Origin of the sequence: Desulfopila sp. IMCC35006 (assembly GCF_005116645.1) — a bacterium.
In the GTDB taxonomy this organism is placed as follows: Bacteria; Desulfobacterota; Desulfobulbia; order Desulfobulbales; family Desulfocapsaceae; genus Desulforhopalus_A.
Genome location: NZ_SWCM01000001.1, coordinates 653,692 through 668,530, shown reverse-complemented (window position 1 = coordinate 668,530; position 14,839 = coordinate 653,692). Strand labels below are relative to the sequence as shown.

Genomic DNA, 14,839 nt, shown 5'->3' with positions numbered 1-14,839 from the left:
GGAGTCATGATTGAAAAAGCATTAAAAGGCAACTCTAACTACTGGATGTGGCTGGCATTTCTCACTGCATTCATTGCCGTCGGAGCGATTTGTTATCTCAGACAGTTTTTCTTAGGTATGTACTTGACGGGTATGGGCCGTGACCTGTCCTGGGGGCTGTATATTTCCCAATTCACCTTCCTGGTCGGTGTAGCGGCTGGAGGCTTGATGCTGGTACTCCCCTATTACGTGCATAATTATAAAGTATTTGGCAGGATTACCATCCTGGGCGAGTTCCTGGCTATTGGCGCGCTTGTCATGTGTCTCATGTTCATTATGGCCGATATCGGTCAGCCGCTACGTGGCCTGAATATGATTCTCCATCCGACCCCTAATTCCATGCTTTTCTGGGATATGTGTGTACTGCTCGGATATCTCGGATTAAACGTCATCTGTGGCTGGGTTATTCTTACCGCAGAGCGTAAACAGGTGAAACCTCCGAAGTGGGTGTATATTTTCGTCTATATTTCTATCCCCTTTGCCGTGTCGATCCATACAGTTACTGCTATGCTTTATTGTGGTCTGCCCGGCAGGCATTTCTGGCTGAGCGCGATTACCGCTCCCCGGTTTCTCGCATCCGCTTTTGCTGCAGGGCCGGCACTTATTGTTATTGCCTGCCTGATCATGAAGCGGGTTGCCCATTTTGACGCCGGCAAAGAGGCGATCAATAAGCTGACAACAATTATCATGTATGCAGCTTTAATTAACGCATTTTTTGTCTGCATGGAATTCTTTGTCGGCTACTACTCCAATATTCCTGGCCATATGCATTCACTCCAGTATCTGTTTTTTGGTCTTGAGCATAATGGGCATGTGTATAACAACCTTGTTCCCTTTATGTGGAGTTCAGTCCTTCTCTGTTTCGGCGGGCTTGGTTTGTTTGCCTATATGAAGATTGCCAATGTTTACTCTGATCTGATGGTGGGAGTAGGCTGTGCCGCAGTCTTTATTGCACTCTGGTTGGATAAAGGTCTGGGTTTTGTAATGGGTGGTCTGGTAGTCAATCCTTTAGAGGAAATCGTGGAATATTATCCAACTGCCAATGAAATTGGTATTACCCTCGGAATCTGGGCGACTGGATTCCTGCTGGTGACGGTTCTGTACAAAATTGCTGTCGGTGTTGAGCATGAAGTAGAGGCGTAGCTGCAAGGCCGCAACTCATAATAGCAGAGCCCCCGACTTGTCGGGGGCTTTTTTTTTTGTTAAAAGAAGAGAGCGCAGAGAAACTGTTTTAAAATTGCGTAAACTGATTTCTGAGGATTTCATTTGCAAAAGAAACGAGTGCTCATTGTTTTTTATTCTTTTACCCAGCAAACCAGACTTTTGCTCAAGAAATTTGTTGAAGGTCTTGAAGGTGAAGGGGTCGAAGTCGCTTTTGAAAAGCTGGTGCCGGTAGCTCCCTACAGCTTTCCTTTCCAAACAAATTTTCGTCTGGTCGCAGCGATGTCCGGTACTTTTTTCCGGTGCAGAATGAACATCCGACCGATAAATGAGATATGTTTTAAGGACTGGGATTGCATTATTCTGGCCGGCCCCACCTGGTCGTATCACCCGAGCGGCCCCATGCTTGATTTTCTCGATAGATATGCACAGCAGGTCTGTGCGGGGAAGGTGGTTATCCCGTTTATCTCATGCAGGTCCTACTGGCGTCTGCACTACTGGACAGTGAAGCGACGATTGCAGCGGGTTGGTGCAAGACCTGCTCAGCCGATAGTTTTTGTTCATCCCATAAAAGAACCATGGCGATTTATCGGTCTTGTCCTGCAACTGCGCGGAAAAATGGTTCGATCGAAAAATTCCTGGTTCAGAAAACATTATCCGGCGTATGGGCACAGCAAAATACAGGGTGACGAGGCCAAAGCTGCAGGCCGAAAAGTGGCTCTTGGATTGCTTGATGACATTTGACACCGATAGGTTACGGCCATTGTCCGGTTAAATAGAGGTGGAAAAAATAAAGAATATTTTCAGAATAAAAAGTATAAGCAATGGCGGCAAGAGACAGGAAAGGACCAAAGGGGATACGAGTCCGGCCTCCTTTCTTCTGGTACAGCATGGCGATCAGTCCGACGATCGTGCCGCTGAAAGAACTGGTAAAAATAACAAAGGGCAGCGATTGCCAGCCAAGCCAGGCGCCGATCATGGCCAGCAGCTTAATATCACCCCCGCCCATACCATCGACCTTGCGCAGAAGAAAATAAAACAATGCTACTGCATAGAGGACACCGCCGCCAGCGAGCAGGCCGATAAGTGAATTCTGCCAGGTGACAGTGGGACTGACGAGAGAAAAAAGGAAACCGAGAACAATACCCGGCAGGCTGATCACATCCGGGATGATCTGGTGGCGAATGTCGATAAAGATAATAACCAGAAGCGCCGCACAGAACAGAAAATATCCTGCAGTTGCGATTGTGAATTGAAATGTATACATGAGGGCGGCGGCAAGAAGCGCCATCATCAGTTCGACAAGGGGATACTGCAAGGAAATCGAAACCTGGCAGTGGCTGCATCTACCACGCAGAAACAGGTAGCTGATAACCGGTATGTTCTCGTACCAGTGTAGAGCAGCAGAGCATCTGGGGCAGTGGGAAGCAGGAAAGACTATAGATTGATCAGGATCCGGTAGGCGAAGGATCACGACATTTAAAAAGCTGCCGACAATTCCGCCGAAAATGGCAGATATGATAACAAGAATTGGGTCAGTAATCATAATGCAGGTGAATGTATAAAATCGTATAAACCTAAAATTGATGGGTTCGTAAAAAGCCAACGAAAACTTCATAAATAACTGGGTACAAAGCTTGAGATACGTCCAAAGGAAGTGTCCCTTAAGAACAACCAAAGGGGATCGGGCTTTTTACCTGGCCATTCATTATATAACTTAACTATGTCACAATACCAGGAAAATGCAACTGTTACGCATGTTGAACAGTTTACGGCAACAAACTATCGTCTGACCCTTGATTGTCCTGCGGTCGCAGGTTCTGCCAGGCCCGGTCAGTTCGTCATGATCAGGACCGGACGAGGCAAAGATCCACTGCTCCGCCGACCGTTCTCTATTCACCAGACCAGTCGGGATGGGACAATACAGATTTATTTCAAAGTGGTCGGTCGGGGGACTGATATTCTTGCCCATGTGAAAAAGCAGGAAACGCTCTCCATATTCGGCCCCCTAGGCAGAGGGTATCGCCTGAATACAGGCACCCCCTCCGTCATCGTCGGCGGCGGACTGGGAATCGCTCCCTTGCTCTTTCTTGTGCAAGAAAATTGCCGGGTGAAAAAAGACTGCACTGAGGATCTGATCGTCCTCGGGGCGCGGGAGAGGATTGAAATTGAACCTTTATTGGATGATTTCCGGCCATTTGGTATCAGGATCATGACGGCGACCGATGACGGTTCTTTAGGCCATCATGGTTTCGCGCTTGGCATACTTGAATCCATGCAATTGCCAAGTGGATGCACAGTCTATGGCTGCGGCCCCGAACCAATGCTGGCCGGTCTGAGCAGTTTTTGCGCGTCTAGAGGTCTCCCCTGCCAGGTCTCGGTTGAAAGTGTCATGGCCTGCGGTATGGGTGCCTGTCTCGGCTGCAGCAGACCTGACAGCAAGGGAAACTACACCCATGTATGTCTCAATGGTCCGGTGTATAATGCGGAGGATTTACAATGGAAAATGTAAGCCTTCAAGAGGGTCAGGTGCCTGATCTGCGGGTAAATATCGGCTCTCTTGAGCTGGCCAATCCGGTGATGACCGCCTCGGGAACCTTCGGATATGCCAGAGAGTTTGAAAATCTTATGAACCTGCACCGCCTGGGAGCCGTAATAGTCAAAGGCATCTCGCTTCATCCCCGTGCTGGGAACCCGCCGCAGCGCATCATGGAAACTGCCTGCGGTATGCTGAACGCCATAGGCCTGCAGAATGTTGGGGTCGACCGGTTTATCACCGAGAAGATGAACTACCTTGCCGGGCTGAACATTCCGGTTATTGTCAATATTCTTGGCGATTCCCTGGCGGAATATGAGGAGATAACCAAAAGGCTGGCGGGGGTACCGGGAGTTGCCGGAATTGAAGTGAACATCTCTTGTCCGAATGTAAAAAAAGGCGGGGTTGCCTTTGGCACCGATCCGGCGATGGCCGCGGCGGTCACAGCGGCAGTCAAAAACAAGGCCGATGTGCCGGTAATGGTCAAGCTCTCGCCTAATGTAACGGATATTACCCTTATTGCCAGAGCCGTTGAACAGGCAGGGGCTGATTCGATTTCTCTTATCAATACCCTCATAGGTATGGGCATTGATCTGAAAACGAGACGCCCCGTTCTGGCTAATGTCATCGGCGGTCTTTCCGGGCCGGCCATAAAGCCGGTAGCATTGCGCATGGTATTTGAGGTCGCGCGGGTGGTCTCTATCCCGGTGATCGGCATAGGTGGTATCGAGTCGGCGGAGGATGCGCTGGAGTTCATGCTCGCCGGGGCGACCGCCGTGCAGATCGGTACCGCAAATTTTGTCAACCCAAGAGCCAGTGAGGATGTCGTCGATGGGATCAGTGCCTATGCCGCTAATGAAAAATTGACCTCAATCCGCTCCATTATCGGCGGCCTTCGCCTGGATTCCTTGAAAGACCATGCAACCAGTTCCCATAACCCTGTCGCGAAATAATCATGATTGCCATAAAGCCCATCGCCCATGTTGACGCCGTAATCGAAGTTCCCGGTTCAAAAAGTCTCACCCAGAGAGCCCTCATAGCGGCTTCACTCGCACAGGGAACGAGCAGGCTGTTTGGGCCACTGGAAAGCGAGGATACACAGTATTCATCTGCAGCACTCATGCAGATGGGTATTGCCATAGATAAAAACAAAGAGTGGCGAGTTCAGGGCAACGGGGGGCTTATCCAGCCAGCTGCCGGACCAATTTTTCTTGGCAATAACGGGACAGCCACACGATTTTTGACTTCTGTCGCTTCACTTGGCAATTCAAGCTATGTAATAGATGGCGACCCACGTATGTACCAGCGTCCGATCGAGCCATTGATGCATGCCCTGCAGGGCTGGGGGGTGGATATCATCGCCACCAGGGGGACCGGCTGTCCTCCTCTGGCCATCAACGGGAAGGGGATTGCCGGCGGAACCACTATTCTCCCGGAAGGAAAAAGCAGTCAGTATTTATCCTCCCTGCTGCTTGTCGCTCCCTATGCCAAAACGCCGGCGGTTCTCAAAGTGGAGGGCGAGGTTTTGTCCAGGCCCTATGTCGCTATGACCCTTTCGGTGATGGACGCCTTCGGCATCGCCGTTGAATGCACCCCGGATTTCAGTTTTTTCAGCATCCCCCAGGGCTGTTACCGGGCACGAGAATATCGGATTGAAGGAGATGCCTCCAACGCTTCTTACTTCTGGGCTGCAGCGGCAGTCACCGGTGGACGGGTAACGGTGACCAACGTCCCCGTGCCGTCACTGCAGGGCGATGCGATGCTGGTGCCTCTGTTGGGTCGAATGGGCTGTGAAGTGACCAGGTCAGGCAATGGTATTACTCTGCAGGGGGCTTCGCGATTGGAAGGAATAAGAGTGGACATGGGGGATATGCCGGATGTGGTCCCGACACTGGCTGTCGTCGCCGCGTTTGCCCACGGCACCACGGTGATTGAAAATATCGCCCATTTGCGCATAAAGGAATGCGACCGGCTGTCTGCTATGGTTGCAGAGCTGACTAAACTGGGCGTGAAGGTAGAAGAAAAGGATGCGGCGATGATCATCCATGGCGAAGGAGGCGAGGGACTTCACGGGGCTGCGATCGAAACCTATGCCGATCACCGCATGGCGATGAGTCTGGCCGTGGCCGGTCTTCGCATTCCCGGGGTGCGGATTACCGGCGAGCAATGTGTGGCCAAGTCATTTCCTGATTTCTGGCAGAGATTTGCGCTTCTTTATCCAAAGTAAATTGGTATCGGTGGTTCTTTATTGAGTGACTCCGGGAAAGCCCTTTTTCACCAGAAAAAACAGTGAACCTTGTTCTTTCATATGGTTGGCGGCGACCTCGGCATAGTCGTCAGCCCCCCAGAAAATATCTACCCGGCCCGTTCCTTTTATAGCCGCCCCGGAATCCTGCGGGAATACAAAACGTTTGAGCGGCACCCAGCCGGTGATAGTCCCGTCTTCAGCCACTAGCGGTCGCCGTGCGATTAAATAACCAAGAGTGCCGCCGGGCAGAGCAGCCCCGTCTATGGCAATCGATCGACCGGGGGTCAGGGGTTCCCCGCTGCTGCCTCTGGGGGGGAGAACATCCCCCCAGCTGAAAAATATAAACCGGGGGTTAGACTGGAGAATCCGCTGCCGCTGATCCGGGTGATCGTGCAGGTACGCTCTTATGGCCGGGATGTTTACTTCTTCCAGGGTCATTTTCTTTTCATCAGCCAGCAGCTTGCCGATACTTCTATAATCAAGACCGTTGGAGCCGGCAAAACGCACGGTTCTGATTGATTTGTCCGGCAGTTGAATCCGGCCCGATCCCTGTACGTGGAGCAGAAAAGCGTCAAAAGGATCCTGGAGAAAGGCCAGTTCTTCTCCCTGCAGCAGTGCATTATTTTCGATTTCCGCCCGATCCCAGAACCTGACAAAGGTATGGTCTTTATCATATCGGCCAATGGACTTCTTGCCATTTGGCGCAGGCAGAGTGACAAGAGATTTCGGCAGGGAGTAAATGGGAGTCAGGAAGGGTGGGGTTTTCGTAAGACTGCCGGCGAATGTCGGTTCATAATAGCCGGTGACCAGCATGCTGCGATCTCGTGATTCGGTTCGCCCGCCGGCCTGATAGACAAGGTAATGTTCCTGGATAAACCGGTGCAGCTCGTTGCTGTCCGGTTGTTGCTGGAGCTTTGCCAGGAATTCCTGTACGGAAAACAGCAGCCAGCGATTGTCATAGACGTCCGAGCCGAAAACGATCTTTTGTGCAGGGTTCTGTCTTTTCAGATATGCAGCCTGGCGTTTGGCGGAATCGATCAGCGAATCGATGTGCAGATCATCGGTGAAGACAGGCGCCTCGCTCGCTGTAAGACGGTGAAGCGGTTTGTAGGGATCTTCGGGGCTTGGCAGGGAGCATCCTGAAAGGCCAACAATCGTCAGCAGAACAGCAAACAGGGCAAGAGGACGCAATCGATAAGGCATCGAGGTCTGCTTATTTTTTGAATGATTCGGCCATCTCGCTTACGGTCATGGCGTATTTGTTGCTGTGATTGTATTCAAAAATAACCCTGAAATTAGGGTAGCCTGCGACATAACGCATTCCGCCGCCCTCTAAGAGGGATCTTTCCAACTCGACAATAGACAGTTTTCCATTGTTTGGTGGGCGTGGAATGGTGACCTGCTGGATGTCAGCGACAGCTCGCCAGTCAAGCAAGGCCTCAGGTCCTTCTTTCTTGAGTGTATTCTGCAGTTCTGGCTTAAGCTCACCGCCGATCTCTGCAAAAACAGGCGCCTGGAGTGTCCAGCCAAAATTTTTCAGGTAATTGGCAATGGAGGCAAAGACATCATCCATCGAATTAATGAGATCCCGCCGATCGTCGCCATCGAAATCTACCGCATATTTGTTGAAACTTGACGGCATAAACTGGGCCTGACCAAAAGCTCCCGCGTACGAGCCGTTAACCCGCAGTGGATCCATATTATTGGCCCTGCACAGAATGAGAAAATTGATGAGCTCTTTCCGGTAGAAATCAGACCTGCGGGGATACATGTCAAAAAGGGTGTTAAGCGTCCGAAAGAGGTTGAAACCGCCCTGGTTGAAGCCGAATCTGGACTCGATGGCCCAGATGGCGACAACATATTCTCGATCGACGCCAAATGCAGCTTCAATTCGATCAAACACCTGCCGGTATTGGACAAGACTGTCTTTGCCCTTGGCAATAACAGAAGGTGTGATAAACAGAGGCCAATATTCATAATAGGGTTTGGCCTCTCCAGGTTTATCCATCAGCTCCAGTACTTTTCGGTCGCCTTGCAATCCTTGAAAGAGTTGTTCGAGGTCTTTTTTGACAAAGTGATGCTGGTTCACCAGTTCTTGAAACAGCTGCTGATAACTTTGGCTGTTCAGGTCGATAGGTTGGTTGTCGACCACCAGATCGGCAGCCTTTGGGACATCCTCGGCAATACAGGTGACATCAATCAGAAAAACCAGCAGCACACTGAAAAGCGCGGAGCCGAATATATAAAATTTAAGACGCGAATAAATGATAGTCTCTCCCTCACGTTTATTGTTATGCTAACCCCGGTAAACGGGAAGAAAGTCGGGATAAATGCCTTGGTGGTATTTTTAAGTTTTTAATTTTAAGACACTCTCCAGATTATTTTGATTTTTGTACCCCTCGAGGGGGTATTGAACTGAATGGCAGGAATTCTGGAGTAAGGCACTAAAAACTTACCATTATCAACGGTAAAAAGAGAGGAATTTTTCGATAAAGTCGTCGAGTTGATGCGCCGGGAGGCTGTTGATTCCTGCCGCAGCCTTTCTGCCGCCACCGGTAGGGAACAGGTTGCAGAGGGTGTCAGCATCGCGTCGATCGTTAAGCGGAGCGCGGACGCTCACCCTCAGGTTGTTGTTTTTGTCCTCAGTGAGTATAGCGTGGGCTGCGTCTGGTTGTTCCCGCATCCGGAAATTGGAGAAAACTCCGGTAACCCGCCGTGCCCATGGGGCATCGGGCAGAATATATACTCGGTTTTTGCCAACCGTTTTCATCTCGTGCATCTGCATTGCCAGGGTAATATCTTCTTGATATCCCCGCCGCAGTACGACAATCTCCGGGGCATTTTCCAGGAAAGTAAAAGGGGTGGTGTGCGGATGAACAGCCGTATAAAGATCTCGGGGGTGGTAGTGGAGATCATCGATGGTCGTTCCGTACCCATTATAATTGAAAAGTTCTCCCAGTTCTTGTAACTGCCCGGTCTGATCTTCTGTCAAACCTTGTTTTTTGGCCTGCTGGTTTGCCAGATGGTGCAGATTGTCACCAAATGCGCCGCATATGGCCCAGAGGCAATGTTTGCCGGCCAGAGTTTTATTAACGAGCATTGAGGTGCAGGTATTGGGTGAGGGATCAATGCATGCCTGCAAGAAGGGGGAATCCGGGATGCTGCCTGCAAAATGGTGATCAAAATAGACGATCTTATTCTGGTGCTGCAGCAACTGCAGGAGTGCGGACCGGTTACTGTCGAGGGAGATGTCAAAAACACAAAGGAGCGTGTTGTGCTGGTTTTCTACCTGGGAGAGTAGCTGTATATCCCTCTTTACACCGGTTATAAGCTGTGTCTCTGGCAGTGGGTTTTCCAGCCGATATTGATGAAGGGCAAAAATACCATCGGCATCGCCATTGAAAATGTCATAGTACATGGCAGATTTTAGTCAGTGTTCCATACGGGTTAAATTTAAAAATTGATCCCCAGCGGCGAACCAATGTTGGCCAGACTGAAAACGACGAGGACAGCGGTGTCGGTGGGGGTGTATCGTGTCTCAAATTTAACCGCCCAGCAGGGAGCCCGATAGGTGAGGGAACCCCTGGCTTCGACCGTTTCCTCCTGCGAGATAGAATGTTCAATTTTGCCGCCGGCATACCAGCCGTTGATGATATACGCTTGAACCGTCGCGTTGATCTGCTCGATGTCGGAGATCTCGCTGTAACTATAATCAAGACTTAAGGAATCGCCCCTGCTGTTGCTGTAGGCACTTTCCAGGATTTGTCGGGTGAATGTATTGTCATAGACGTCATAATAATTTTTGTAGGAAATTGAGGTCCTGGTGAACGGTTTCCATTTTATTTCGGAAAGGATAGCTGAAAACGGTTGGTCCGAGGATTCACTGCGAAGATCGTAGGATTGTGCAATGTTCAGTTCGGCATAGTCATTGATGGGATTCCAGGTCTCTTCATTTCCCATGAATGTATTTATGTAATTGTCCAGACCGTAGGTGATGGCATTTTTATTATCAAATGCGTCGACCGCCTCAAATTCGGTGAGATCTCCCTCGTCAACCAGAGGGATGTAACCATATTTAACATAGGGTCTCATCTGGTGGGTGACGGTCCGGTCACTCTTTGCTCCGAAGGTAAAATTTCTCTCCAGAGTGGTTGCCACCTCGATTTCGAACTCAGGATACAGACGGTTCTGGGTGTCGTTGTATGCCCACTCGGCATCCCCATAGGTTTGAGCAAGGTAAAAGGTGTCATGGAGACCAAGTTCTGCTCTTGATTCAAGGTATGGGCTCAGTGAAAGAGGTGTGGAAATTGACGGGTTCAGGTCGAATACATGTCCGCCTACACCGTCTTCCCGCCAGTAGTCGACATAACTTGTCTCCCAGTCAAAAGAAAAGCGTGTGTTGCCGAGGGGCACTATACCGGCGTAGTCGATGCTGGGGAGCGACCACAGTGGGGTGTCGGTATCGCTGGCGGTGGTGTCGGCATCGTTGATGGCCATGAGGTTGACCTGCAGTGCTGTACCATTCCAGCTGCGCAGCGTTTTAAATGTGTTCTCTCGCAAGGTATCTGTCTTATTCTGGAAACCCCGGCCAAAAGTTCCCATGTACCGGTTGTGCGTATTTTCAAATCCCGTTAAGCCGGAGTCAAACTCGCTGAGATAATCCTGGTCGGAAACAATATCAATATCGAGACGTGTCTGCCATTCGGCAAAAGATTGGTCCGCCTTTCCTCTCAGCCAGTACCTGTCGCTGTTGTCATGGGTATATCCGGTACTGTCATAATAGGAAGTTTCCGAGGGGTCCGAAAGCCTGTCGTGTAGAAAATCCCCAGTGAAAATTCCCTTGTCGGTTTCGCTCGCAACATAACGGAATTCGACCCCCGGCATAAGCCCTCGATTGCTCATGTAATGTGGGTAAAAAGTTGCATCGGCAGATTCAGAGATATTGAGAAAGAAGGGGAGGTTTACGCCATAGCCGTTATTTGTTGAGGAGGAAAATTCGGGAAAAACAAACCCGGTCTGACGAGTACTTTTAACTGGAACAAGCAGGTAAGGCGAATAAAAGACCGGAACATTTCTAATGTTGAATCGCGCGTTTTTTAGGACCGCGAAGCCATCCTGCCGGACGTTAGTTTCGGAGCTGGCGAAACTCCACGGGGGAGTCTGACCACTTTCTAGTTTACAGGTTATCGCCCAGCCGTCAATAATCCGGTAGGTATCAAGCCCGGTCTTTTCAATCTTTTTCCCTTCGAGATGAAGCGTGTTGTTTTTGTGAAGAATCGTTGCATCGGTAAACGTGCCGGTCTCATCGACCAGATTTAAGGTTCCAGCTTTGGCGGTAAGCTGGTCATCTTTTGTGGTGATGTGTACGTTTCCCTTGGCATTAATGGATTTCAGGTCTACATCGTAAACTATCCAGTCAGCCTTGATTGTCATGGTTGTCTGGTATTGTGGTGACGGAGATTGCGCATCACCAGCCATCAGCGGAGTTTTTTCAGCGTTCTCTGTAAGGAGTTTCGACCAGAGCGAAGACTGGATGTCGGCCGCCGATTGCGGCTGCGCCATCTTTTCTCGTTTTATAAGAACGACATTGCCCTTGGCGACAATGCTGTTTGGGTTCTCGTAACGGACAATTTTATCCGCAGAAACATTCCATTCTTCAGTCGAGGCCTTTTCCGCATATGCCTGACAGGTAATCACGCAGGAGGAGAGAACCGTGAGTACAATGGCGGCCGGTTGCAAAAGGCTGATACGGAACAAGCATGGTGGCACAGTGTACTCCTTTCGAGAGATCGTTGTCGGCGGTGTAATAACCTTTTCTATTGATGAAGAAAAGAGTAAAATGCGTAATATTGTCGTCATTCCTGCATTGTGTATGGTTACCAATGGACGACATTGCAGTTAAATGTTACCTGAAGCTGGAAATGTACGGTTCAGAGCGAATACTGTCAAGTTTAAACTCAGCACCTGTGTTCTGGTCGAACCGAACATCTATTTCATATAATTGAGAAAACAGTGACCCGGAAGAGATATGTCCTCAAGATGGCCCGGTACAGGAAATGATGACGGAAATCAACAGTCTCTCGTTGGATAATGTCAAATACCATTTGTGTTTCATGGGAATTGACAGTACTAGTATGTCGGGGAATTGAGCACATGGGGACGGCAGGAATTACTGTAACTGCACCGGACGTGTCTGGCTTCATAAAATGCCTAAGATCATTACCTCCAAACTCCGGTAAACTGGAAATAAACCGGGATAAGTACCTTGTGGCTGATGTTTTTCCTGCAAAAAAACAGGAAAATAATCGGTAAGGTACTAAGAATTGCAGGTTTACATTGAGTAAGAGACAGTTTTGTCAGGCCGGCTGAAATGCGCGGGTACGACGTGGTGTGACGGCAGTGTGCACCCTCTGTGCAGTTGCAACCGCAAACGAGCTTGCTCAATGAATACCGATAAAAAAGTGAATACAAATATGCTGATTGTTGCAAAACAGGATTTTTAATGCCTGCATTGTCAACGATTCTATCAATAAAATTGTCGGGTTGCGGCCGCCTTTGGTGTGCTCTATCCGGTGTAAAGGACAAAATATGGTTGGAAAAAAAGATGCTGATAAAGAAAATAAAACTGTGCAAATAAAGGCGACGACGGGAGCGTGGTGGAAGAGCACCACCAGTGAGGTGGCATCGGACGCTGCTTCAGAAACGCCGGAACCAGAACAGGAGGCGGTCACCCCTGTAAAAGCCAAGAGTCGACCCAGAAAAAGAACCCCCAGAAAAACCGCGGTAGAGATCAGTCCTGAACAAGAAGCTGGTACTGCTCAGGACAGTGCCGGGGAGCAAACTCAGGAAAAAGAGAAAAAGAGCGCTCCTGCCAGAAAGCGCTCCGGCAGACGACCGAAGAAAAAAACCGATGAAGTCGTCGAGGATATCTTGGCGGATACAGCAGCCGTAACCGAGCAGAAAGAGGTCGGCTCTGAAATTGAAACTGTCGTCGCCCAGGTTGTAGAAACAGCTGCAGAGGAAAAAGACGAGCCAAAACGTCCTCGCGGGCGCCGGGGAAGAGGAAGGAAAAAGGCGACGACTGCGGATAAGCCCGCTGTCGCTGCGAGCGTGGCCGATGATGACGCGGAACCCGCCGCCGAACAGAGCACGCTTGAAGAGGCAGGACTTGACTGGTCTCTGGATGCCGATTCCGAAAATGCATTGGAAGAGCAAGACGCCGAGGCTGCTGGACAAACGGTAGAAGAAAAGAGTACCAGGGCTCACGCAAAAGAAGAAACTAAAAAAGTCTGCAAGCTGCTGATCAACGCAGAAGAACCGGAAGAATGCCGTCTGGCCTTGCTTGAAGATGGCCGGTTGGAATCCATCCATGTCTCTACCATTTCCAGAACGCAGACAAAAAGCAATATCTATAAGGCCCGCATCGTCGCTATCGAACCGAGTCTTCAGGCGGCATTTGTCGATTACGGGACCGAAAAAAACGGATTTTTGCCCTTTAGCGAGATTCACCCCGAGTACTATAAGCAGGACTTATCGGCAGAAACTCTTCGCTTGGTGGAAAATAATCAGTGGAAAAAACTGAACATAACTAATGTCATTGAGAAGGGGCAGGAGATTCTGGCCCAGGTAGTCAAGGAAGAGGTGGGTAAAAAGGGTGCAAACATGACCACCTTCCTGTCGATCCCCGGGCGCTGCGTGGTTCTGATGCCGGGATCGGACTCGGCGGGAATTTCCCGGAAAATCTCCGGAGAGCAGCGAAGATCGCAACTGCGGGATACCATGCTTTCCATGAATTTGCCGGAAGGCATTGGTTGGATTGTCCGAACGGCCAGCGTTGATATAACCCAGGATGCCTTAGCCCGCGATGTCGAGTATCTCCTTGAACTGTGGAATGAGATTAAAAACAAAGGTCAGGAGATGGATGGGGTTGGTCTGGTCTATGAAGATCATCGGAGTGTTCTCCGGTTTTTGCGCGAACATTTCGATCCCTCCATCCAGGAAATACTGGTTGATGATCGAACCGCACTGGAGCAGGTTAAAGAGTTTGTCAAAATGCTGCCGGAGCAGCAGAGAACCGTCAATGTCCGTTTTCATCAGGGCGCTCGACCAATCTTTAATCAGTACAGTGTTGAAGATCAGATAGAATCGATTTACCAGTCCCAGGTGAGTCTGCCTTCGGGCGGCTCCATTGTTATCGATCCGACCGAGGCACTGGTGGCAATCGATGTCAATTCCGGCTCGACCTCCAAGGGCAAAAATTTTGAGGCCTCAATTTTTCAGGCCAACATGGAAGCCGCCGCAGAACTGGCCCGACAGCTGAGACTGAGAGACCTTGGCGGCTTGATAGTCGTCGACTTTATCGATATGCGCAATAGAAAGCATATCCTCGCCGTCGAAAGAGAAGTGAAGACGGCGATGAAAAAAGATAAAGCCAAAGTCGATTTCAGCAGGATATCCAAATTCGGCTTGATGGAGATTTCCCGGCAAAAGCTCGGTGCCCCTATCGAGGCCGGCAACTACCGACGCTGCGAGCATTGTAAAGGCCGGGGGACGGTGCGATCAGTCGAAACACTCTCTCTCTACTATCTGCGGCGAATCCAGACCGGCGCGAGCCGGAAACAGGTAGAGGCTATTGAGTGTCACTTTCCTCTTGATGTGGCCGCCTATCTGCTCAACAATAAAAGAAGCGAACTCGCGGAGCTGGAGAAACGGTATCAGGTTGAAATTAACATAGTCGCCGAAGTTGATATGAAGCCTGCCGACAATGAGATACTCTTCCATAAGGCGGAAAAAGAAAATATTTCCAAAAAACAGGCTTGAGTTACCGATCAATCTAGGGTATAAAACCATCTCTC

General features: G+C 49.9%; 11 protein-coding genes. 6 read left to right on the top strand and 5 right to left on the bottom strand.

Translation table 11 applies throughout. The annotated features are described in order from the left end of the window. Window positions 1-6: 6 nt before the first annotated feature. Window positions 7-1,182 carry a sulfate reduction electron transfer complex DsrMKJOP subunit DsrP gene (dsrP, locus tag FCL47_RS02965; RefSeq protein WP_136811951.1) on the top strand — a complete coding sequence of 392 codons (1,176 nt, stop codon included), beginning with the start codon at window positions 7-9 and terminating at the stop codon, window positions 1,180-1,182. Window positions 1,183-1,305: 123 nt separating this feature from the next. Next, window positions 1,306-1,944 carry a flavodoxin family protein gene (locus FCL47_RS02960; RefSeq protein WP_136811950.1) on the top strand — a complete coding sequence of 213 codons (639 nt, stop codon included), beginning with the start codon at window positions 1,306-1,308 and terminating at the stop codon, window positions 1,942-1,944. A 10-nt stretch (window positions 1,945-1,954) separates the two neighbouring features. On the opposite strand, the gene FCL47_RS02955 is transcribed toward FCL47_RS02960, so the two are convergent. Beyond that, entirely contained in the window at window positions 1,955-2,746 is a 792-nt protein-coding gene (locus FCL47_RS02955) for an A24 family peptidase (RefSeq protein ID WP_136811949.1), read from the bottom strand. Window positions 2,747-2,923: 177 nt separating this feature from the next. On the opposite strand from FCL47_RS02955, the gene FCL47_RS02950 reads away from it, so the two are divergent. The 3 genes from FCL47_RS02950 to aroA are packed head-to-tail and all read left to right on the top strand — an operon-like array spanning window position 2,924 to window position 5,963. Then, a complete protein-coding gene (locus FCL47_RS02950) occupies window positions 2,924-3,712 on the top strand; it encodes a dihydroorotate dehydrogenase electron transfer subunit (RefSeq protein ID WP_136811948.1) in 789 nt (262 codons plus the stop codon). Further along, a complete protein-coding gene (locus FCL47_RS02945; RefSeq protein WP_136811947.1) occupies window positions 3,700-4,689 on the top strand; it encodes a dihydroorotate dehydrogenase in 990 nt (329 codons plus the stop codon). The genes FCL47_RS02950 and FCL47_RS02945 overlap by 13 nt, the downstream gene beginning before the upstream one ends. 2 nt (window positions 4,690-4,691) lie before the next feature. Further along, entirely contained in the window at window positions 4,692-5,963 is a 1,272-nt protein-coding gene (gene aroA, locus FCL47_RS02940; RefSeq protein ID WP_136811946.1) for a 3-phosphoshikimate 1-carboxyvinyltransferase, read from the top strand. An 18-nt stretch (window positions 5,964-5,981) separates the two neighbouring features. Here the strand turns inward: aroA and FCL47_RS02935 are convergent, their stop codons facing one another. The 4 genes from FCL47_RS02935 to FCL47_RS02920 form a co-directional block, all read right to left on the bottom strand. Continuing rightward, entirely contained in the window at window positions 5,982-7,187 is a 1,206-nt protein-coding gene (locus tag FCL47_RS02935) for a murein transglycosylase A (RefSeq protein ID WP_136811945.1), read from the bottom strand. 10 nt (window positions 7,188-7,197) lie between these two features. Continuing rightward, complete coding sequence (locus FCL47_RS02930; protein WP_167496337.1) at window positions 7,198-8,202, bottom strand: lytic transglycosylase domain-containing protein; 1,005 nt, start codon at window positions 8,200-8,202, stop codon at window positions 7,198-7,200. A 243-nt stretch (window positions 8,203-8,445) separates the two neighbouring features. Beyond that, entirely contained in the window at window positions 8,446-9,402 is a 957-nt protein-coding gene (locus FCL47_RS02925; protein WP_136811943.1) for a DHH family phosphoesterase, read from the bottom strand. A 35-nt stretch (window positions 9,403-9,437) separates the two neighbouring features. Continuing rightward, the gene (locus FCL47_RS02920) at window positions 9,438-11,753 is read right to left on the bottom strand and encodes an LPS-assembly protein LptD (protein ID WP_167496336.1); all 2,316 of its coding nucleotides are present in this window, start codon (window positions 11,751-11,753) and stop codon (window positions 9,438-9,440) included. An 819-nt stretch (window positions 11,754-12,572) separates the two neighbouring features. Here FCL47_RS02920 and FCL47_RS02915 point away from each other — a divergent pair. Beyond that, complete coding sequence (locus tag FCL47_RS02915) at window positions 12,573-14,804, top strand: Rne/Rng family ribonuclease (RefSeq protein WP_136811941.1); 2,232 nt, start codon at window positions 12,573-12,575, stop codon at window positions 14,802-14,804. Window positions 14,805-14,839 lie beyond the last annotated feature (35 nt).